The sequence below is a fragment of the Streptomyces cadmiisoli genome (genome assembly GCF_003261055.1).
In the GTDB taxonomy this organism is placed as follows: domain Bacteria; phylum Actinomycetota; class Actinomycetes; order Streptomycetales; family Streptomycetaceae; genus Streptomyces; species Streptomyces cadmiisoli.
In genome coordinates this window covers 6,926,475-6,947,398 of the sequence record NZ_CP030073.1, presented here as the reverse complement: position 1 = coordinate 6,947,398, position 20,924 = coordinate 6,926,475, and the positions used below count along the sequence as shown (strand labels likewise).

The following is a 20,924-nucleotide window of genomic DNA, read 5'->3' as shown; positions in this document are numbered from 1 at the left end:
CGGGGCGCAGGTGAGCGAACGCCACCCCGACCCTCCGAGCGCAGGTGGGCGAACGCCGCCCGCCCGCAGGCCGCGGGCGCAAGTACGCAAAAGGCCATCGACCAGCGGGGGCGCCACACCCGCCCCCCGCACGGACCCCGCGCCCAGTGGACCGTCAGCCCACCGACGAGTAGGCCACGACCCCCCGCAGCAGCCCGTCGACCGCCTTGCGCGCGCTCTTGCCCACCGTCGACTCCGGGGGCGCGGCGCCCTGGATCTGGCCCAGCACGTCGATCACCTGCTTGCACCACCGTACGAAGTCGCCGGCCGGCATCTCCGCCTCGCGCAGCACCTCGTCGAGCCCCTTGCCACCGGCCCACATGTACGCGGCCCAGGCGAAGCCGAGATCGGGCTCGCGCTGGCCGACGCCCTCGGTCTGGGTGATCCGGAACTCCTCCTCCATGGCGTCGAGCCGCCCCCAGATCCGCACCATCTCGCCGAGCGCCGCCTTGGCCCGGCCCGACGGCAGCTTCGGCGCCATCGCGTCGTCGCCGACCCGCGCCTCGTACACCAGCGCCGAGACGCACGCGGCCAGTTCGGCGGGCTCCAGGCCCTCCCAGACTCCGGCCCGCAGGCACTCGCTCGCCAGCAGGTCCAGCTCGCCGTAGAGCCGGGCCAGCCGCTTGCCGTGCTCGGTCACCTGGTCGTCCCGCAGGTAGTCGAGTTCGGTCAGCAGCGCCACGATCCGGTCGAAGGTGCGCGCGATGGTGTTCGTCCGCCCTTCGATGCGCCGCTCCAGCTGCGAGGTGTCCCGCAGCAGCCGGTGGTACCGCTCGGCCCACCGCGCGTGGTCCTCGCGGTCGTCGCACCCGTGACAGGGGTGCGCCCGCAGCGCGGCGCGCAGCCGGGCGATCTCCCGGTCGTCGGCGGCCTGCGACCGCTTCTTGCGCTGCCGCTCCGGCGGAATGTGCCCGGCCTTGGTACGCAGTGCGGACGCCAGGTCCCGGCGGGACTGCGGCGAGCGGGGGTTGAACGACTTGGGGATCCGCATCCGCTCCAGCGCCTCGACCGGCACCGGGAAGTCGATCGACGCGAGCCGCTTGACCTGCCGCTCGGCGGTGAGCACCAGCGGGCGCGGACCGTCGTGGTACTCGAATCCGCGGTGCCCGTTGGAGCGGCCGGCCGGCAGTCCCGGGTCCAGCACGAGCGCCAGCCCCGCGTACTTCCCGGTCGGCACGTGGATGACGTCGCCGGGCTTGAGCTTCTCCAGCGCCACGGCGGCCTCGGCCCGCCGCTGGGACGCGCCCTGCCGGGCCAGCTCGGTCTCCCGGTCCTTCAGCTCCCGCCGCAGTCGCGCGTACTCGTCGAAGTCGCCGAGGTGGCAGGTCATGGATGCCCTGTAGCCCTCCAGCCCCTCCTCGTTGCGCTGCACCTGCCGCGAGATCCCGACCACCGACTTGTCGGCCTGGAACTGTGCGAAGGAGGTCTCCAGCAGCTCGCGCGAGCGGTGCCGGCCGAACTGCTCGACGAGGTTGACCGCCATGTTGTACGACGGCTTGAAGCTGGACCGCAGCGGATAGGTGCGCGTGCCGGCCAGGCCCGCCAGGTGCTCGGGGCTCATCCCCCGCTGCCACAGCACCACGGCGTGGCCCTCGACATCGATGCCGCGGCGTCCGGCACGCCCCGTCAGCTGCGTGTACTCGCCGGGGGTGATGTCGGCGTGCTGCTCGCCGTTCCACTTGACGAGCTTCTCCAGCACCACCGACCGGGCCGGCATGTTGATGCCGAGCGCCAGCGTCTCGGTCGCGAAGACCGCCTTGACCAGTCCCCTGACGAACAGTTCCTCGACGACCTCCTTGAAGGTCGGCAGCATGCCCGCGTGGTGAGCGGCTATACCGCGCTCCAGGCCCTCCAGCCACTCGTAGTAGCCGAGGACGTGCAGGTCCTCGGTGGGAATGGACGCCGTGCGCTCCTCCACCAGGGCGCGCACCTTCGCCCGCGCCTCGTCGTCGTTCAGCCGCAGGCCCGCGTACAGGCACTGCTGGACGGCCGCCTCGCAGGCGGCCCGGCTGAAGATGAACGTGATCGCGGGGAGCAGCCCCTCGGAGTCGAGCCGCTCGATCACCTCGGGCCGGCTCGGCGTCCACACCCGCGACCGCTGCCGCCGCTCCCGCTCGCGGTCGGCCTCGCGCATTGCGCGGCCCCGTCTGCGGTCCTGGTACGACGGGCGGGTCGCCTCCATGCGCGCCATGCGCGTGAGGTCGGGATTGACGGCCTTCTTGTTGCCCTCGCCCTCCTCGAACAGGTCGTACATCCGGCGCCCGGCGAGCACGTGCTGGAACAGCGGCACCGGGCGGTGCTCGGAGACGATCACCTCGGTGTCGCCGCGGACGGTGTCGAGCCAGTCGCCGAACTCCTCGGCGTTCGACACGGTCGCGGACAGCGACACCAGCGTCACCGACTCCGGCAGGTGGATGATCACCTCTTCCCACACCGCGCCGCGGAAGCGGTCGGACAGGTAGTGCACCTCGTCCATGACCACGTACCCGAGGCCGAGGAGGGTCTGCGAACCGGCGTACAGCATGTTCCGCAGGACCTCGGTGGTCATCACGACCACCGGCGCGTCGGAGTTGACACTGTTGTCGCCGGTGAGCAGACCGACCCGGTCACTGCCGTAACGACGGCACAGATCGGCGTACTTCTGGTTCGACAACGCCTTGATGGGCGTCGTGTAGAAGCACTTCTTGCCCTCCTGGAGGGCGAGGTGGACGGCGAACTCGCCGACGATCGTCTTGCCCGAGCCGGTGGGCGCGGCCACCAGTACGCCCTTGCCGGATTCGAGTGCCTGGCAGGCCTCGATCTGGAACGGGTCCAGGCCGAAGTCGTACATCTCGCGGAAGGAGGCGAGCGCGGTGGCCTGCTCGACGGCACGCCGACGTGACGCCGCGTACCGCTCGGCCGGTGAGAGGTCCTCTGTCATCGTGCTTTCGAGCGTACCGGGCGGCACCGACAACAGGACGATCATTATCCGGATCCGGCCCGGCGAATGCGGTGATAGCCGCAGCTCAGGGGACCACGACCCGGACGGCGCCGGGTATGCACCGGGCGGTCAGCGGCAGCGGGCCGAGCGGTTCCCCGTCCGCGTAGCCGGTGATCCCCTCCGCCATGAGCTCGACCTGCGAGGCGCGGTGCACGGAGACCTTGGGATGGCCGACGTGCCCGCCCCGGTACACCGTCGGAAAGACCCGCAGCAGCGTCGTACGGCTGCAGTCGCCGACCACCGTGACGTCGAACAGCCCGTCGCCGGGATCGGCGCCGGGGCAGATCCGCATCCCGCCGCCGTAGGACGGTCCGTTGCCGACCGCCACCAGGGTCGCCTCGATCTCCGTGACGGCGCCGTCGTCCAGCGTGATCCGGTACGGGAACGGCCGGAAGGCGGCCAGTTCGGCGATCATCGCCACGTCGTACTTGAGGCGGCCGGACGGCCACCTCATGCGGTTGCCGCGGTCGTTGACCCGGGAGTCGAAGCCGGAGGCCAGGACCGTGCCGAACCACCGGTCGCCGACCCGGCCGAGGTCGATCGCCCTGATGCGGTCCTCCCTGAGGCCTTCGGCGACCACCCGGCCCGCGGCGTCCGGGTCGCGTATCGGCAGTCCGAGGGCACGGGCGAAGTCGTTCCCGGTGCCGGCCGGGACGAGGCCGAGCGGGGTGTCCGTGCCCGCGACGGCGTGCAGGGCGAGGTTCACCATGCCGTCGCCGCCGACGGCGACCAGGGCGCCGGTGCCGTCCGCGACGGCGGCGCGGGCGCGGGCGAGTGCGTCCTCGGGGTTCTCCCCCATGACCGTACGCACCTGGAATCCTGCCGCCCGCAACGCGGAAGCGGCCGGCCGCGCCGCTCGGGCGCCCCGGCCGCGGCCCGCGGTGGGGTTGACGAAGAGAGTGATCTCGCTGGTCACGGGAGTGACCCTACGAGGTGCTCGCCGATGTTCAGGTCACGTCGTCATAACCGTTGACCCGGTCCTTGCTCGACTGCTCGGGCAGGGCGCGGTGCGCGCTCACGGTCTCGACCTCGCCGACCTGCTCGGGGGTCAGATCGAGGTCGGAGGCCTCGTCGTCGTCGGGCTCCAGCGCCTCGCGGCGGCGCCTGCGCCGGTCGTTGGCCAGCGCGACGGCCACGGCGGTGAAGTACAGGATCCAGATCGGCCCGGCCAGCGCCATCATGGTCAGCGGGTCCGTGCTGGGCGTGGCGACGGCCGCGAAGACCGTGATGCCCATGATCATGCCGCGCCACCAGCCGAGCATCCGCTTGCCGGAGATGGCACCGGTGAAGTTGAGCATCACCAGCAGCAGGGGCAGCTCGAAGGAGAGGCCGAAGACGATGACCATGCGGGTCACGAGGTCGAGCAGATCGTCCAGCGGCAGCAGGTTGTCGACGCCGAACGGTGTGAACTCGATCAGGACGTTCGCCGTGGTCGGCAGCACCGCGTAGGCGAAGTAGGCACCGCAGAGGAACAGCGGGAAGCCGGTGGCGACGAACGCGTAGGCGTACTTCTTCTCGTGCCGGTGCAGACCCGGCGCCACGAAGGCCCACAGCTGGTAGAGCCAGACCGGGGAGGCCAGCACGACACCGGCCATCAGGGACACCTTCAGCGCGAGTGTGAAGGGGGTGAGCAGACCGTTGATGGTGATCTGCGCGCACGGCTCCGCCTTGTCGCCTGCGGACCGCGCGAGTTCCTCGAAGGACTGCGAGCAACCCACCGAGTCGAGGATCGGCTCGGTGAAGAAGTTGATGATGTCGTTGTAGAAGAAAGCGGCGACGACCGTAACGAGGATGATCGCCAGCAAGGCCTTCGCGAGCCGGTTGCGGAGCTCACGGAGGTGCTCCGCGAGGGGCATCCGCCCCTCGGGATCCTTCTCCTGCTTGCGGGCAGACTTCAGCAACCCACGTTCCCATCTCGTGCGGCGGGCCGGAGGTCACCGGCCCTGCGTCAGCGCTTGGTCGTGTCCGTCGGCTCGGAGACCGGGCGGGAGCTGGTCACGTCGCCGGGTGCGGCCTGGATGATGCGCTGAGCGGGCTGCTGGTCGTCGTCGGCCTTCGGCGGGTCCGCCGGGGCGGAGGACTTGCCGTCCTCCTTCATCGCCTTCGCCTCGCTCTTGAGGATGCGCGCGGACTTGCCGAGGGAGCGCGCCATGTCCGGAAGCTTCTTCGCGCCGAACAGCAGGATGATGACGACGAGGATGAGAATGATCTCGGTGGGTCCGAGCCTTCCGAACATATCTCTTTACCTTCTCACCGAGGCGGGTGGGTGGGTGGAACCTGTCCGACCGGTCGGACATGTGTCCGATCGATGGTGCTGCCAGCGATCGTAGCGCTCAGGGGTGAACGGAGGGCAATCCCTGTGCGTACTCCCGGTCCACGGTCCGAGCCTCGTTTTCCGGGCCGCGACCAGCAGCGTACCTGCCGTGCCCGGCAAGTTGACAGGGCGAAGGGGCCCACAGCACATCAAACGCAGTGCTCACAGGACCGCGCAGAACCGCTCAGAGCGCGTCCGCGGACCGGGCCGTGCTGACCGCGGCGCGCTCGAGGTCCTCCGCGGCGCGGCTGATCCGGCGTGCGGACTCCGACACCTGGCTGCCCAGGCGCCGCGCCTCCACGAAGACCCGGACGGCGAGCACGCCCAGAACGGCGAGACCCAGGAAACCCACGGCTACCGCGAACATCGGCCAGAACATGACGCCGAGCCTAGACCGTCCGCCCGGCGGAAGTACGGGCGGCGTCCTCGCGTCTCAGACCGTCGAATGCAGCCGGAGGGTCCTGACGCCGCCCCCGATGAGCAGTTCGACGACGCGATCACCGGCCGGCTTGCGCACGGACGCGCCGCACTCGGGGCAGGTGAAGGAGTAGAAGGTGGTGCGGCTGCTGGCACCGATGGCGAGCAGCAGGGCGCCGGCGGCGAGTTCGAAACGGCTCCGGCAGTCCGGGCAGCCGGCCTTGAACACCACCGGCGCCACGCTTCTCATCCCGGCGAACGCGGACGCCACCGACATGCCCGCACCTGACGACGCCGACTCGGTCACGGTCATCCCTGCTCCTGCCTGTCGTACTGCCCGTCGTCCGCCCGGTCCCGCCCCTCGCGCGGAGCCGTCACCTCGATCCCGTCGTACGCCGCCAGGGCGTCGCGGGCCGCCTGCCGGGCGCTGTCGGCCAGCTCCTGGGGGGCGACGATCCGCCCGTCGTGCCCGAGGCGCAGCGCCAGTCGGCGCAGCGACGCGGGGTCGGGGGTCCGCAGGGTGATACGCAGCCCGCCGTCCGGAAGCTCATCGGCGCTGTCGTGCGGGTAGTACTCGGCGACCCAGCGTCCGGCGGGACCGACCTCGACGACGACCTCCGGGTCCTCCGCCGCGGGCTGCACGAGCCCCTCGGACAGGTCCCGCAGCTCGATCTCGGGCGGAGCGGACGGCTCGTCGAGGATCCGGATCTCGGCGACCCGGTCGAGCCGGAAGGTGCGGCGCGCCTCGGAGCGGTAGCACCAGCCCTCGAGATAGGTGTGGCCGACGCTGACCAGGCGGATCGGGTCGACCTCGCGCTCGGTGACCTCGTCACGGGCCGGCGAGTAGTACCTGATCCACAGCCGGCGGCGCTCCGAGATCGCCCGGTCGACGTCCGCGAAGACGCCGCCCTCCGATTCGAAGGTGACCGACAGCCGGGAGCTGGCGCCGGCCGCCTCACCGGCGGCGGCCTCCACCTTGGCGGTGGCGCGCAGCAGCGCCTGCCGGTCGCTCTCGCGCAGGCCGGGCAGGGTGGCCACGGCACGCGCGGCCACCAGCAGGGCGGTGGCCTCGTCGGCGGCGAGCCGCAGCGGCTCGGCCGCCTCCGCGCCGAGGGCGGCAGGGTTGTGCCACCAGATGCGCTCGCCGTCGGTGTCGATGTCGAGCAGGTCGCCGCCGCGGAAGCTCGTGCCGCACATGGGCAGCAGATCGAGGTCCGAGACCAGCTCGTCCTCGGTGATGCCGAAGGCGCGGGCGACGTCCTCGATCCGGGCGCCGGGCCGCTCCCTGAGGTAGGTGACCAGGGAGAGCATCCGCCGGGTCTGGTCGATGGCGTTCGCCGGCCGTGCGGGTTTGCCAGCCACTGTCTTCTTCCGCCCCCTCAACCCTTGGCCACGGCACGCAGCCGGTCCACCACGTCGGCCCGCAGCTCGGCGGGTTCCAGGACCACCACGTCGGGCCCGAACTCCACCAGCCAGGCGTCCAGCCCGTGCCCGTACGGGATCTCCAACTCGTCCCAGCCGTCCTCGCCTTCCCGTACGGAAGCGGCACGGGCCCGCAACGGGTAGCCCGCGCCCGAGCGCAGCCGGATCAGGGCGCTGCGGTCGGCGGTCTCGCCCGCCCAGCTCGCGACGGTCTCGCGGACCGTGACGACGTCGGGGACCTCGGCGCCGAACCGCCCGGTGCGGGCGCGCACCCTGCCGGTGATCCGCGACAGCCGGAAGACCCGCTCCGCCGCGCGGTCGCGGTCCCAGCCCGCCAGGTACCAGTGCCCCCGCCAGCACTCCAGCGCCCATGGCTCGACGTGCCGGGTCTCGGGGTGGGCGGCGGTCGCCTTGCGGTACTCGAAGACCACGGGCCGGCGGTCGCGGCAGGCCAGCATCAGGGGCTCGAACGCGGCCTCGTGCACCGGGATGCGCGGCTCCAGGGCACCGTGGGCCTCGTACGGGTCGACGTCCTCGGGGAGTCCGGCCGCGCGCAGCTTCTGCAGGGCGCCGCTCGCCGCCCCCGCGAGCCTGGCCTGCTGCCAGACCTTGGCGGCCAGCCCGAGGGCCGCGGCCTCCTCGGCGTCGAGGGTGATCGGCGGGAGCCGGTTGCTGTCGCGGCGGGCCAGGTAGCCGACCTCGCCGTCGATGTTCTCCACGGTCTCGATGACCAGGCCCAGCTCGCGCAGGTCGTCCTTGTCGCGCTCGAACATCCGGTTGAAGGAGTCGTCGGACCCGGCCGCGCCCTTCTCCGGCTTCACGGCCTCGACGTACGCCTCGATGGAATCGCGAAGCTCGCGCTTGCTGAGCGGCCGCCTCGTCCCCAGCAGACACAGCGCCAGGTTCATCAGCCGCTCGGCCTTGGCAATGGCCATCGACGCCCTTCCCTATGGTGCTTCTGACGGATGACCGTACCGCTCCGCGGTGTCGGGGCAAAAGCCGAGGGCCCATGCCCGAACAGGCATGGGCCCTCGTTGATCGGATCCGATCGGATCAGCGCGAACGAGGCACGATGGCGCCACGGCGACCAGCGCCCGCGTCCGCCGGTGCGGGTACGCCGCTCAGACCGCGACCAGGTCGCAGACGAAGATCAGCGTCTCGCCCGGGGCGATCCGGCCGCCACCGGCGCCACGGTCGCCGTAGGCGAGGTGCGCGGGGATGATCAGCTGGCGGCGCCCGCCGACCTTCATGCCCTGCACGCCCTTGTCCCATCCGGGGATGACCTGGCCGATGCCGAGCTGGAACTGGAGCGGCGTGCCGCGGTTCCAGGAGGCGTCGAACTCCTCACCGGTGGAGAAGGCCACGCCCACGTAGTGGACGGAGACGGTGTCGCCCGCCTTGGCCTCCGGCCCGTCACCCTCCCAGATGTCCTTGATCTCGAGGTCCTTCGGGGGCTCGCCACCGGGGAAGTCGATCTCGGGCTTCTCGATGCTCACTTCACTGGCTCCTGCTGATGTACGACAAGGCAACTCGGACAGTCTTGCATCCCATCGGCGATCACGCCTCGCCGGGCGGGCCCGACGCGATCATGGGCTCGCTCACATCTTGGCCAGGATGTCCACGGAGAAGACCAGTGTGGAGTCCTTCTTGATGCCGCTGCCGCTGGGCGGGTTGTCGCCGTAGCCCAGGTCCGGCGGGATGACGATCAGGACCCGGCTGCCGACCTTCTTGCCGGTCAGGCCCTGGGCCCAGCCCTTGACGACCTGCTGGAGCGAGAACGAGGCCAGCGCGTTGCGGGAATACGTCGAGTCGAACTCCTTGCCCGTGTCCCAGAGCACGCCGCGGTACTGCACGAGCAGGCTGTCCTCGGCGGCGACCTCCGCTCCGTCACCCTCCAGGACGTACTCGGCCACGAGCTTGGTCGGCGGGTCGGCCTTGGGGACCTCGATGGCCGGCGCCTTGCCGTCGGTGTTGGTGCCCACCTGCGGCAGGTCGGCGTCGGCCTGATCGACCTGCGTGCCCTTGGCGGAGCTGCGCGAATTGAAGCTGGCCTGGATGTCGACCACGAAGACCAGCGTGTCGGTGCCCTTGATGCCCGCCTGCGCGTTGCCCTGCTCGCCGTAGCCCCAGGTGGGCGGGACGGCCATCTGGACGCGGCTGCCGGCCTTCTTGCCGCTCAGCGCGTAGCGCCAGCCGTCGATGATGCTGCCCGGGGCGAGCTGGATGACCAGCGGCGTGCCGCGGTCGTAGGAGTTGTCGAACACCTTGGCGGTGGACCAGATCTGGCCCAGGTAGTTCGCCTGGATGTAGTCGTTCTCCGCGACGGTCTGGCCGCCGCCCGCGATGACCGTCTTCACCGCGAGGTCCTTCGACGGCTCGCCGGTGCCCTTGGCCACGGTGGGCTTCTCGTCGAACTTCGTCCCCGCGGTGATGGCCGGCAGCGGTCCGTCGACGATCTTCGGCGCGGGCGCGCCCGACGTCTCGGGAGCCGAGGGCGACGGACTGGTGGTGGCCTCGCTCGAGGCGGACCCGTCGTCGCCGCATGCGGCGAGCGTGACCAGTCCAGCGGGGACGGCGATGAGCAGGGAGCGTCGGCGCACGGTGGGGGCCTCGTAATCGTCGATCTTGTTGATGGCGTGCGCGCAACTCTACGGCGTGAGAAGGGCGCCGTACGGATAACGTACGGCGCCCGTGTGGCGTTCCGGCCGACCCCCGTTCCGCGGTCGGGCGAACCCGTGCGGGGGAATCGGGCCGTGCGCGTCGCTCACATACCGGCGATGAGCTTCTCCACCCGGTCGTCCACCGATCGGAACGGGTCCTTGCACAACACCGTGCGCTGTGCCTGGTCGTTGAGCTTGAGGTGGACCCAGTCGACGGTGAAGTCCCGGCGCTGCTCCTGCGCGCGCCGGATGAAGTCGCCACGCAGCCTGGCCCGAGTGGTCTGCGGCGGGACGGACTTGCCCTCGAAGATCTTCAAGTCGTTGCAGATCCGGGTGGCTTGGCCCTTCTTCTCCAGGAGGTAGTACAGGCCACGACGCCGGTGGATGTCGTGGTAGGCGAGGTCTATCTGCGCGACCCGCGGGTGCGACATGGTCATGTTGTGCTTGGCCCGGTACCGCTCGATGAGCTTGTACTTCATGACCCAGTCGATCTCGGTGTCGATCCGGTCGAGGTCCTCGTTCTCGATGGCGTCCAGGGTGCGGCCCCACAGCTCCAGCACCTGCTCGACCACGCCGGTGCGGATGCCACGCCGCTCGCAGAAGTCCACGGCCTTCTCGAAGTACTCCCGCTGCACCTCCAGCGCCGACGCCTCCCGGCCGCTGGCCAGGCGCACCTTGCGGCGGCCGGTGATGTCGTGGCTGACCTCGCGGATCGCCCGGATGGGGTTCTCCAGGGTCAGGTCGCGCATCACGGTGCCCGCCTCGATCATGCGCAGCACCAGGTCCGTGGCGCCGACCTTGAGCAGCATCGTCGTCTCGGACATGTTCGAGTCGCCGACGATGACGTGCAGCCGCCGGTAGCGCTCGGCGTCGGCGTGGGGTTCGTCGCGGGTGTTGATGATGGGCCGGGAGCGCGTCGTGGCGGACGAGACGCCCTCCCAGATGTGCTCGGCGCGCTGGCTGACGCAGTACACAGCGCCGCGCGGGGTCTGGAGCACCTTGCCGGCGCCGCACAGCAGCTGCCGGGTGACCAGGAAGGGGATGAGGATGTCCGCGAGCCGGGAGAACTCCCCGTGCCGGGCCACCAGATAGTTCTCGTGGCATCCGTAGGAGTTGCCGGCGGAGTCGGTGTTGTTCTTGAAAAGGTAGACGTCGCCCGCGATTCCCTCCTCGTGCAGGCGTCGTTCCGCATCCACGAGGAGACCTTCGAGAATGCGCTCGCCGGCCTTGTCGTGGGTGACCAGTTCGATCACGTTGTCACATTCGGGTGTCGCGTATTCCGGATGCGAGCCCACGTCGAGGTAGAGGCGGGCGCCGTTCCGCAGAAAGACATTGCTGCTGCGGCCCCATGACACGACACGGCGGAAGAGGTACCGCGCCACCTCGTCAGGCGACAGACGGCGCTGTCCCCTGAACGTGCACGTGACGCCGTACTCGTTCTCCAGCCCGAAAATGCGGCGGTCCATGACTGAACATTACGCCCGATCCCCTGAACTGAAACGGGGTTCGACGGCACGATTTGGATCATTTTCCATTGAGGCCGCAACGACCGCCGTCCTGGCGGGAACTGCGAGTACCCGCCCGGTGGCCAGCAGAACCAGCAGCGACACGGCTCCCGCGGCACCCGGTACGGCGAAGCCCCACAGCGCCCCGCCCCACTCCACCACGGGTCCGGCGACACCGGTTCCGACCGACGCGCCCACCGTGAACGTGGTCACCAGCCAGGAGAACGCCTCGGTGACGGTGCCCCGCGGCGCGTGCCGGTCGACGATGACGAAGGCGCAGGCGATGGCGGGGGCCAGGAAGACGCCGGCGAGCGCGCTGAGCGCCGTCATGGCGACCGGGCCGGGCATCAGCACGAGCGGCAGGTAACACACCGCCAGAAGGGCGACGAGCACACGCAGTCGCCGTTCGGGTACGCCGCTCCACTGCCGCGCCCCGTACAGGCTGCCGCCGACGAGCGCGCCGAATCCCACGCCCGCCATGAGCCAGCCGTACACCGCGTCGCCGCCGTGGTCGTCCGCGTACGACACGGCGGCGACCGCGATGGAGCCGAGCGCCACGCCGACGAAGAGGAACGCGGCCAGCAGCGCCAGGAGGCCGGGCGAGCGCAGCGCGCCGAGCCAGTGCGCCTCGCGCGGCGCCGACCGCCAGGCGCGCGAGGGCGGCGAGACGACCACGGAGAGGGCGCCGAGGACGCCGAGGGCGTTCAGCGCGAGCAGGGCGACCTGGGCGGACCACAGCGACGTGCACAGGGTCACCAGCAACGGGCCGACGGTGAACATCACCTCCTGGGCCACCGCGTCCATGGCGTACGCCCGGTGCACCTGCTCCTCCTTGCGCAGCACGGACGTCCACAGGGCGCGCAGGCCGCCCTCCAGGGGCGGGGTGAAGAGTCCGGCCGCAGCCACGGCCACGTACGACGGCGTCAGCGCGTCGGTGCCGCTGACGGTGAAGGCGGCCATCGCGAGGGCCGACAGGAGCGCGGCGGGCAGTTGGACGCGCGGCTGTCCGTGCAGGTCCACCAGCCTGCCGAGCAGGGGCTGGCCCACCGCGTTGGCGACGCCGTACACGGCCGCCAGCGCTCCGGCGAGGCTGTAGGAGCCGCCCTCCGCGCGGACGAACAGCACGATCGCGATCGCGGCGGTGGCGTTCGGCAGGCGCCCCACGAGCGTGCCGACCAGCAGCCGGGTGGCGTGCCTCGCCCTGAGGATCTCCAGGTATCCCGCGGCCATGTTCCCGCCCTTCCCGCCAGGGTTTTACGTATAACTTCCTCAGTCATACGTACCATGTGCGCAGTTCACCCGTCCAGGTCACGGCCAGGACGACGTCCCGACGAAGGAGCAGGCCAGGTGTCACGAGCCGGCATCCGTCCCACGAGCCGGGACGTCGCCCGGAGCGCCGGCGTCTCCCAGGCCGCCGTGTCCCTGGTGCTGGGCGACAAATGGCGCGGCCGGGTGTCGGCGGCCACCGCCGAACGGGTCCGGCAGGCCGCCCGGGACCTCGGGTACCGGCCCAACCTGGCCGCCCGCAATCTGCGCCTCGGCCACACCCGCACCGTGCTGCTGGTCGTCCCGGCGCTGACCACGGAGTTCTTCGCGGGCGTCTACACCGGCGCCACCCGCGTCGCCGCCGAGCACGGCTTCGGCGTCGTGCTGTACCCCTCCCCCGAGGGCATCGGGGCCGTCCGGGACCCCTTCGCGTCCGCCCAGGCCGCGCTGGACGGCGTCATCGCCTCCTCGATGGCCGCGGACGCCCTCACCGCCATCCGCGGCGACCAGCTGCCGCTGGTGATGCTCGACAGCGACCCGGAGGGCAGTCTGGGCGCCGCCACCGTCAATCTCGACATCGCCGACGGTGTCCGCCAGGTGGCCGACCATCTGCTGGGCCTCGGCCACCGCCGGTTCCTGCATCTGGGTGCCGACATCGCCTCCTGGACCTTCGAGGTCCGCGCCCGGGAACTCGCCGCCCGCCTGCGCACGGTCCCCGGCACGACCCTGCACTCGGCCCGCGCGCCCATCTCCATCGACGGGGCCCTGGCCGCCGCCGAGGCGGCCCTCGGCCGCCACCGCGTCACCGCCGTCGTCTGCGACGACGACAAGCTGGCGGCAGGCGCCTACAAGGCCGTACGGCGCCTCGGACTGCGCGTCCCCGACGACGTCTCGGTCACCGGCATCGACGATCTCGCCCTGGCCACCGCGATCGATCCGGAGCTGACCACGGTGCGGCTGGACGCCGAGCTGTTCGGTGAGCGGGGCATGCGGGCCCTGCTGGCGGTCCTTGAGGGCGGCACGCCGCAGGCCGGGGACATCCCCGTGGAACTGGTCGTACGCGGGTCCACCGCTCCCCCCGCCGCCCCCTGAGACGACCGATGCCCCGGCCGTCGCCGACCGGGGCATCTGCGGGTGTTCAGGGATCGGGAATCAGGGACGCGGAGGACTACTCCTCCTCGGCGTCCTCCGCCTCCGTGGCGGACGACGCCCCGTCGGCCTCCAGCAGACGCGCGAGCTGCCGGCCGACGATCCGCTTGAACTTGCGCTGCTGCGGGCGCGTACGGTCCAGTACGGCCACTTCGAGGCGCTCGGCGGGGATCTCCCGCTGTGTGCCGTTGGTGTCGCGGGACAGCGCCTGCACGGCCAGGCTGAGCGCCTCGGCCAGGGTCATGCCGTCCTGGTGGCGCTGGTCCAGGTAGCTGCTGATCTGCTCGGCGTTGCCACCGACCGCGACCGAGCCGTGCTCGTCCACGATGGAGCCGTCGTGCGGCAGCCGGTAGATCTGGTCCCCGTCGGGCGTCTCGCCGACCTCCGCGACGACCAGTTCCACCTCGTAGGGCTTCTCGGCCGCGCTGGAGAAGATCGTGCCCAGCGTCTGGGCGTAGACGTTGGCCAGGCCGCGGGCCGTCACGTCGTCCCGGTCGTAGGTGTAACCGCGCAGGTCGGCGTAGCGGACGCCGCCGATGCGGAGGTTCTCGTACTCGTTGTACTTGCCGGCGGCGGCGAAGCCGATCCGGTCGTAGATCTCGCTGAACTTGTGCAGCGCGCGGGACGGGTTCTCGCCGACGAACACGATGCCGTCGACGTACTGGAGCACGACCAGGCTGCGGCCCCGGGCGATGCCCTTGCGGGCGTACTCCGCCCGGTCGGCCATGGCCTGCTGGGGTGAGACATAGAACGGCGTCGACACCGGTTATCCGTCCCTTTCTGTCGAAGTCACTGGATCACCTTCAAACAACACTGCCGCCGGTTACAGCAGCGCGGCCCGCGGGCCGTCGGGCTGCTCCAGACGCCGCTCCAGCACCGAGCGGGCGATCTGCGAGGCCTCGTCCTCGGTGAGCCGGCGGAAGCCGTCCTCGGTGATCACGGTGACGATCGGGTAGATCCGGCGGGCGACATCGGGACCACCGGTCGCCGAGTCGTCGTCTGCCGCGTCGTACAGCGCCTGCACCACGAGGGTCGTGGCCTGGTCCTCGGTGAGATCCTCGCGGAAGAGCTTCTTCATGGCGCCGCGCGCGAAGATCGAGCCGGAGCCGGTGGCCGCGTAGCCCTGCTCCTCGGAGCGGCCGCCCGTCACGTCGTAGGAGAAGATCCGGCCCTTGCCGCGGTCGACGTCGAAGCCGGCGAACAGCGGGACCACGGCCAGGCCCTGCATCGCCATGCCCAGATTGGACCGGATCATGGTCGACAGGCGGTTCGCCTTGCCCTCCAGGGACAGCTGGGCGCCCTCGACCTTCTCGAAGTGCTCCAGTTCCAGCTGGAAGAGCTTGACCATCTCCACGGCCAGACCCGCGGTGCCGGCGATGCCGACGGCCGAGTACTCGTCCGCCGGGAAGACCTTCTCGATGTCCCGCTGCGCGATGATGTTGCCCATGGTCGCCCGCCGGTCGCCGGCCAGCACGACGCCGCCCGGGAAGGTGACGGCGACGATGGTCGTGCCGTGCGGTGCCTCGATCACACCCTGGGTGGGCGGCAGTTGCCGCTTGCCGGGCAGCAGCTCCGGCTGGTGCTCGGACAGGAAGTCCATGAACGAGGAGGACCCAGGCGTCAGGAAGGCAGCTGGTAGACGCCCGGTGCTACGAGTGTTGGCTTCCACGCGATTCCTTCCAGAAGTGCGGCAGCCCGCCTTGTGGCGTCGGGCCGATCCCTGAACTGCCCCAGTGCCGCGTTGCAGCTGAAGCAGCGTACGTCTCGGACCCTACCCGCCTCGTGGCAGTGATCCACATGTGCAGGTACGGCCGAGAGACCGTGCGGCAGAGGCCTTGCGGAACGGCCCGGATCGGCGAAGGCCGCTCGCGGCCGGGACTCCCCGCGCCACGAGCGGCACTTCACGAGATGCCGTTCCTGCACTTACACCCCCGCCGTCAACCTTCGGATCGAAGGTTGGGATGCCCTACTGGCCACCCTTTTGAACGAATGACCGAACGAAGTCCTCGGCGTTCTCCTCGAGCACGTCGTCGATCTCGTCCAGGACGGAGTCCACGTCGTCGCTGAGCTTGTCGTGCCGCTCCTTGAGGTCCTCCGAAGCCTGCGCGTCCTGCGCCTGCTCCTCGACCTCCTCGGTGGAGCGCGTCGCCTTCTGCTGTCCGCCGCCGGTGTCCTTGGTCGCCATAACCCTCACCCCGCTCGGTTCGCCCGACATGTTCGGCATCGCTGCCGATCGGTCATGATCAGACCCTACAAGCCGGGTCTGACAATGGCCCCGCAGTTCCTACAACGTACGAGGGCCACCTCGATGATTCCCTGACGCCGGGATTTCCACCCGCGCGCCCGGCCCCGCGCCCCCGCCCCGTCAGCCGCCGGACAGGACCTTGACCAGGTCCTCGGCGGTGCGGCAGCGGTCCAGCAGCTCCTTGACGTGATTACGCGTTCCGCGAAGCGGTTCCAGGGTTGGAACCCTCTGGAGCGAATCCCGGCCCGGCAGATCGAAGATCACCGAGTCCCACGAGGCCGCCGCGACGTCGTCCGCGTACTGCTCCAGGCAGCGCCCGCGGAAGTACGCCCGGGTGTCCTCCGGCGGCTTCGCCTTGGCCCGCTCCACGTCCGCCTCGTCCAGCAGTCGCTTGATGCGGCCACGGGCGACCAGCCGGTTGTACAGGCCCTTCTCGGGGCGTACGTCGGCGTACTGGAGGTCGACCAGGTGCAGCCGCGCCGCGTCCCAGTCGAGGCCGTCCCGGCGCCGGTAGCCCTCCATGAGCTCCCGCTTGGCGACCCAGTCCAGCTCGCCGGCCAGACTCATCGGATCGCGCTCCAGCCGGTTGAGAGTGTCCTCCCAGCGGCTCAGGACGTCCTTGGTCTGCTCGTCCGCGTCCGCGCCGAAGCGTTCCTCGACGTACTTGCGGGACAGCTCGTAGTACTCCATCTGCAACTGGACCGCGGTGAGTGTCCGGCCGCTGCGCAGGGTGACCAGCCGCTGGAGCGTCGGGTCGTGCGAGACCTGGTGCAGAGTGCGAACGGGCTGGTCGACGGCGAGGTCCACGGCGATGAACCCGTCCTCGATCATCGACAGCACCAGGGCCGTGGTGCCGAGCTTGAGGTAGGTGGAGATCTCCGACAGGTTCGCGTCGCCGATGATCACATGCAGGCGCCGGTACTTCTCGGCGTCGGCGTGCGGCTCGTCGCGCGTGTTGATGATGGGGCGCTTGAGGGTCGTCTCCAGACCCACCTCGACCTCGAAGTAGTCCGCGCGCTGGCTCAGCTGGAAGCCGTGCTCGTGGCCGTCCTGGCCGATGCCGACGCGGCCCGCTCCGGCGAAGACCTGGCGGGAGACGAAGAACGGGGTGAGGTGGCGCACGATGTCCGAGAAGGCGGTCTCCCGCTTCATCAGGTAGTTCTCGTGCGTGCCGTAGGAGGCGCCCTTGTTGTCGGTGTTGTTCTTGTAGAGGTGGATCGGCTGGGCACCGGGCAGCTGGGCGGCGCGCTCGGCCGCCTCGGCCATGATCCGCTCGCCGGCCTTGTCCCAGAGGACGGCGTCACGGGGGTTGGTGACCTCGGGTGCGCTGTACTCGGGGTGGGCGTGGTCGACGTAGAGCCGTGCGCCATTGGTGAGAATGACGTTGGCCAGGCCGATGTCCTCGTCGGTGAGCTGGCTGGCGTCGGCGGCCTCGCGGGCGAGGTCGAAGCCTCGGGCGTCCCGCAGGGGGTTCTCCTCCTCGAAGTCCCAGCGGGCCCGGCGGGCCCGGTGCATCGCCGCCGCGTAGGCGTTCACGATCTGGGACGAGGTGAGCATGGCATTGGCATTGGGATGGCCGGGGACGGAGATCCCGTACTCCGTCTCGATGCCCATTACTCGCCGTACGGTCATGCGGCCCTCCTTGCCCGGCGGCTCCCTCGGTCGTGGGCGCCGCTCAAGTACCGCTGGCGCTGGGTTGCGTATGCGGTGCCCGTCCCCGCACTGCGCGACTCGGCGGTACCGACGAGCCTAGAACGCCTTTGAGCTGGTGGGGAGATCATTTGCGTCATTAGACTTGCTCCAGCCGTGGCCCGAAAAGCAATCGGCTGCGGATACCCCGGAGAGGGCACCCGCAGCCGCCCTGGCTTTTACAGGTACTGTCCGGTGTTGGCCACCGTGTCGATGGAGCGTCCGGTGTCCGCACCCTGCTTTCCGGTGATAAGGGTACGGATGTACACGATCCGCTCGCCCTTCTTTCCGGAGATCCGAGCCCAGTCGTCCGGGTTCGTGGTGTTGGGCAGGTCCTCGTTCTCCTTGAACTCGTCCACGCAGGCCTGGAGCAGGTGGGAGACGCGCAGACCCTTCTGGGTGTGCTCCAGGAAATCCTTGATCGCCATCTTCTTGGCCCGGCCCACGATGTTCTCGATCATGGCGCCGGAATTGAAGTCCTTGAAGTACAGGACTTCCTTGTCACCGTTGGCGTAGGTGACCTCCAGGAAGCGGTTCTCCTCGGTTTCCGCGTACATGTGTTCGACGGCGGTCTGGATCATGGCCTGGACGCATGCGTCCTTGTCGCCGCCGTGCTCCCCGAGGTCCTCGGAGTGCAGCGGCAGGCGCTGGGTGAGGTACTTGCCGAAGATGTCCTTGGCCGCCTCGGCGTCCGGGCGCTCGATCTTGATCTTCACGTCCAGCCGGCCGGGACGCAGAATGGCCGGGTCGATCATGTCCTCACGGTTCGAGGCACCGATCACGACCACGTTCTGCAGGCCTTCCACGCCGTCGATCTCGGCGAGCAGCTGCGGGACGATGGTGTTCTCCACGTCCGAGCTGACACCGGAGCCACGGGTGCGGAAGAGGGACTCCATCTCGTCGAAGAAGACGATGACGGGCGTGCCCTCGCTGGCCTTCTCCCGGGCACGCTGGAAGACGAGGCGGATCTGCCGCTCGGTCTCGCCGACGTACTTGTTCAGGAGCTCGGGGCCCTTGATGTTGAGGAAGAAGCTCTTGCCGGCGGCCTGACCGGTGACCTCGGCGACCTTCTTGGCCAGCGAGTTGGCGACGGCCTTGGCGATCAGCGTCTTGCCGCATCCGGGCGGTCCGTAGAGCAGCACACCCTTGGGCGGGCGCAGTTCGTGCTCCTTGAACAGGTCCGGGTAGAGGTACGGCAGCTCGACCGCGTCCCGGATGGCCTCGATCTGGTTGCCGAGACCGCCGATCTGCTCGTAGCCGATGTCCGGGACCTCTTCGAGGACGAGTTCCTCGACCTCGCTCTTGGGCACGACCTCGTAGACGTAGCCGGAGCGGGGTTCGAGCAGCAGGGCGTCGCCGGCGCGGATGGTGACGTCCAGCAGCGGCTCGGCGAGCCGCACCACCCGTTCCTCGTCGGTGTGCCCGAGCACCAGGGCGCGCTCGCCGTCCTCAAGGATCTCCTTGAGGGTGACGATGTCCCCGACGCGCTCGTACTCCATGGCCTCGACCACGTTGAGGGCCTCGTTGAGCATCAGTTCCTGGCCGCGCCGCAACTCGTCGAGCTCGACGCTGGGGCTCACGTTCACCCGGAGCTTGCGGCCGCCGGTGAAGATGTCGGCGGTGCCGTCCTCGTTCGCCTGCAGGAAGACTCCGAAGCCGGCCGGTGGCTGTGCCAGCCGGTCGACCTCTTCCTTGAGGGCCACGATCTGGTCCCGGGCCTCACGGAGCGTGTTGGCAAGTCGCTCGTTCTGTGCGGACACGCCGGCCAGGTTGGTCTGCAGCTCGACGATCCGCTCTTCGAGAATCCTCGTGTGTCGCGGAGAGTCGGCGAGCTTGCGTCGCAGGACGGCGATCTCCTGCTCAAGGTAGGCAATCTGCCCGGCCGGGTCGTCGGACCCGCGTCCCGGGCGGATGCCGCGGTTCATGTCGTCGTCGTGGGCTGCCACGGTCCTCACCTCCTCCAAGGGGAGCTGGACGCTTCCAGACCCTACCTGGGTGGGTGTCGATTGAAACCCCTAGATCACAAAGACGGTCGGGGTGTGTCCGATCTTCACCCTTGCGCTCTCCCTCACGCCAGGGGAATACCCAGGGAACGCGCGGAGAAAGCGAGCGAAGGTAGGGTCGAACCGTTCAACACCCGTCAGAGCTGGCCGGATTCCCGTACGGCTGGGTGCAGAGTCGGCAGGAGAGGTGACCGTGCAGCAGGAGGCCGTGGTCCAGGGCGAGGCGCTGGAGGTCTGGATCGACCAGGATCTCTGTACCGGCGACGGTATCTGCGCCCAGTACGCGCCCGAGGTCTTCGAGCTGGACATCGACGGCCTGGCCTATGTGAAAGGCGGGGACGAGGAGCTGTTGCAGGCCAAGGGGGCCACAACACCCGTACCGCTGCCGCTCCTCACGGACGTGATCGACTCGGCGAGGGAGTGTCCCGGCGAGTGCATTCATGTACGTCGCGTTTCGGACAGCGTCGAGGTCTACGGACCGAACGCAGAGTGACTGAATCCGTACGTCGCGTTACGACTGTCTGATTTCTCACACGCGCCGGTGGCCGCCGTCAGACGCTCCGGGCGTCGGCGGGTGACGAGCGGACGAACGCACCGTTGTGCCACTGCCACTTCGCGCTCTCCTCGGTGTCCGGACAGCACGTCGGCACCTCGGCGGAGGAGTAGCCGAGCAGGGTGGCGAGGACCTCGCCCTCCCGGACGGCGAAGTCACTGACCGTGTACCGGTCCTTGGGGTCGACGAGGGTGGCCACGATGCGGGCCCCCTTACCGCCCGCTCCCTGGGTGAGCACGTACACACCGTCCGGCGGGGTGCTCATACCGGCGTCGCAGTGCACGACGGCCACCGTCTCGGGCCGGCCGTCGCCGTCGAGGTCCCCGGACGCCTTCTGTTCCACCACGGCCTCGACGGGGCCGCATTCGAGGGGGAAGTCGACTCCGTCGGCGGCGGGCGGCGCGGCGGCGGGGTCGGGGGCGGACCGGGTCTCCTCGGCCGGCGTCTGCGCGGCGGTCGCCGAGTGCGGCTGGAGGATCGAGGACAGGGCCACGACACCGGCGACGGCCGTGGCGGTGGCCAGCCAGTGGATCGGCCGGGTGTGGGCGTGTGCCAGTTCCGGGACGGCGGATTGCTGCACTAGGAGTGTCTCCCGTGAGGGCTGTGCCGGTGGGGGTGGCCTGCATGGTGCCACACGTCACAGTCCGGGGGAACGGCGGGGGCGGTCCTTGTGACCTGCGGG

The 20,924-nt window shown here is 70.0% G+C and carries 20 protein-coding genes and 1 pseudogene; 2 read left to right on the top strand and 19 right to left on the bottom strand.

All coding sequences use genetic code 11. The annotated features are described in order from the left end of the window. Positions 1 to 154: 154 nt before the first annotated feature. The 12 genes from DN051_RS30500 to DN051_RS30445 form a co-directional block, all read right to left on the bottom strand. The gene (locus DN051_RS30500) at positions 155 to 3,004 is read right to left on the bottom strand and encodes a DEAD/DEAH box helicase (RefSeq protein WP_053762381.1); all 2,850 of its coding nucleotides are present in this window, start codon (positions 3,002 to 3,004) and stop codon (positions 155 to 157) included. Positions 3,005 to 3,044: 40 nt separating this feature from the next. Next, positions 3,045 to 3,935 (bottom strand): diacylglycerol kinase, encoded by an 891-nt coding sequence (locus DN051_RS30495; protein WP_053762380.1) that lies wholly within the window; start codon positions 3,933 to 3,935, stop codon positions 3,045 to 3,047. Between the two features lie 31 nt (positions 3,936 to 3,966). Next, positions 3,967 to 4,920: a twin-arginine translocase subunit TatC gene (tatC, locus tag DN051_RS30490; RefSeq protein ID WP_053762379.1), complete on the bottom strand. Its 954-nt coding sequence runs from the start codon at positions 4,918 to 4,920 to the stop codon at positions 3,967 to 3,969. Positions 4,921 to 4,967: 47 nt separating this feature from the next. Further along, entirely contained in the window at positions 4,968 to 5,255 is a 288-nt protein-coding gene (gene tatA / locus DN051_RS30485) for a Sec-independent protein translocase subunit TatA (RefSeq protein WP_053762378.1), read from the bottom strand. Positions 5,256 to 5,517: 262 nt separating this feature from the next. Further along, a complete protein-coding gene (locus DN051_RS30480; RefSeq protein ID WP_053762377.1) occupies positions 5,518 to 5,712 on the bottom strand; it encodes a hypothetical protein in 195 nt (64 codons plus the stop codon). 54 nt (positions 5,713 to 5,766) lie between these two features. Next, positions 5,767 to 6,063: a hypothetical protein gene (locus DN051_RS30475; RefSeq protein WP_053762376.1), complete on the bottom strand. Its 297-nt coding sequence runs from the start codon at positions 6,061 to 6,063 to the stop codon at positions 5,767 to 5,769. Next, a complete protein-coding gene (locus tag DN051_RS30470; protein ID WP_053762375.1) occupies positions 6,060 to 7,112 on the bottom strand; it encodes a helix-turn-helix transcriptional regulator in 1,053 nt (350 codons plus the stop codon). Before DN051_RS30470 ends, DN051_RS30475 begins: the two co-directional genes overlap by 4 nt. A gap of 17 nt (positions 7,113 to 7,129) precedes the next feature. Continuing rightward, positions 7,130 to 8,107, bottom strand: a complete 978-nt coding sequence (locus tag DN051_RS30465; protein ID WP_053762374.1) for a helix-turn-helix transcriptional regulator — start codon at positions 8,105 to 8,107, stop codon at positions 7,130 to 7,132. A 186-nt stretch (positions 8,108 to 8,293) separates the two neighbouring features. Continuing rightward, positions 8,294 to 8,668, bottom strand: a complete 375-nt coding sequence (locus tag DN051_RS30460; RefSeq protein WP_053762373.1) for an FKBP-type peptidyl-prolyl cis-trans isomerase — start codon at positions 8,666 to 8,668, stop codon at positions 8,294 to 8,296. Positions 8,669 to 8,770: 102 nt separating this feature from the next. After that, positions 8,771 to 9,772 (bottom strand): FKBP-type peptidyl-prolyl cis-trans isomerase, encoded by a 1,002-nt coding sequence (locus DN051_RS30455; RefSeq protein ID WP_053762372.1) that lies wholly within the window; start codon positions 9,770 to 9,772, stop codon positions 8,771 to 8,773. A gap of 164 nt (positions 9,773 to 9,936) precedes the next feature. Beyond that, entirely contained in the window at positions 9,937 to 11,298 is a 1,362-nt protein-coding gene (pafA, locus tag DN051_RS30450) for a Pup--protein ligase (RefSeq protein ID WP_053762371.1), read from the bottom strand. Between the two features lie 9 nt (positions 11,299 to 11,307). Further along, complete coding sequence (locus tag DN051_RS30445; RefSeq protein WP_053762370.1) at positions 11,308 to 12,567, bottom strand: MFS transporter; 1,260 nt, start codon at positions 12,565 to 12,567, stop codon at positions 11,308 to 11,310. A 54-nt stretch (positions 12,568 to 12,621) separates the two neighbouring features. On the opposite strand from DN051_RS30445, the gene DN051_RS30440 reads away from it, so the two are divergent. Continuing rightward, entirely contained in the window at positions 12,622 to 13,695 is a 1,074-nt protein-coding gene (locus tag DN051_RS30440; RefSeq protein ID WP_420709217.1) for a LacI family DNA-binding transcriptional regulator, read from the top strand. A gap of 76 nt (positions 13,696 to 13,771) precedes the next feature. Here the strand turns inward: DN051_RS30440 and prcA are convergent, their stop codons facing one another. The 6 genes and pseudogenes from prcA to arc form a co-directional block, all read right to left on the bottom strand. Then, positions 13,772 to 14,515, bottom strand: coding sequence for a proteasome subunit alpha (gene prcA, locus DN051_RS30435; RefSeq protein WP_053762368.1), 744 nt, complete (start codon positions 14,513 to 14,515; stop codon positions 13,772 to 13,774). Between the two features lie 60 nt (positions 14,516 to 14,575). Next, positions 14,576 to 15,421, bottom strand: coding sequence for a proteasome subunit beta (gene prcB / locus DN051_RS30430; protein WP_053762367.1), 846 nt, complete (start codon positions 15,419 to 15,421; stop codon positions 14,576 to 14,578). Beyond that, a pseudogene (locus DN051_RS30425) lies at positions 15,373 to 15,570 on the bottom strand (endonuclease domain-containing protein); the annotation flags it as partial. The pseudogene DN051_RS30425 and the gene prcB, both read right to left, overlap by 49 nt. Positions 15,571 to 15,718: 148 nt before the next feature. Beyond that, positions 15,719 to 15,937, bottom strand: coding sequence for a ubiquitin-like protein Pup (locus DN051_RS30420; RefSeq protein WP_053762366.1), 219 nt, complete (start codon positions 15,935 to 15,937; stop codon positions 15,719 to 15,721). Positions 15,938 to 16,117: 180 nt separating this feature from the next. Then, a complete protein-coding gene (gene dop, locus DN051_RS30415) occupies positions 16,118 to 17,629 on the bottom strand; it encodes a depupylase/deamidase Dop (protein WP_342781481.1) in 1,512 nt (503 codons plus the stop codon). A gap of 236 nt (positions 17,630 to 17,865) precedes the next feature. Further along, a complete protein-coding gene (gene arc / locus DN051_RS30410) occupies positions 17,866 to 19,632 on the bottom strand; it encodes a proteasome ATPase (RefSeq protein WP_053762364.1) in 1,767 nt (588 codons plus the stop codon). 244 nt (positions 19,633 to 19,876) lie between these two features. On the opposite strand from arc, the gene DN051_RS30400 reads away from it, so the two are divergent. Then, complete coding sequence (locus DN051_RS30400; RefSeq protein WP_112439984.1) at positions 19,877 to 20,182, top strand: ferredoxin; 306 nt, start codon at positions 19,877 to 19,879, stop codon at positions 20,180 to 20,182. Positions 20,183 to 20,240: 58 nt separating this feature from the next. On the opposite strand, the gene DN051_RS30395 is transcribed toward DN051_RS30400, so the two are convergent. After that, positions 20,241 to 20,822 carry a hypothetical protein gene (locus tag DN051_RS30395; protein WP_053762362.1) on the bottom strand — a complete coding sequence of 194 codons (582 nt, stop codon included), beginning with the start codon at positions 20,820 to 20,822 and terminating at the stop codon, positions 20,241 to 20,243. Positions 20,823 to 20,924: the final 102 nt, after the last annotated feature.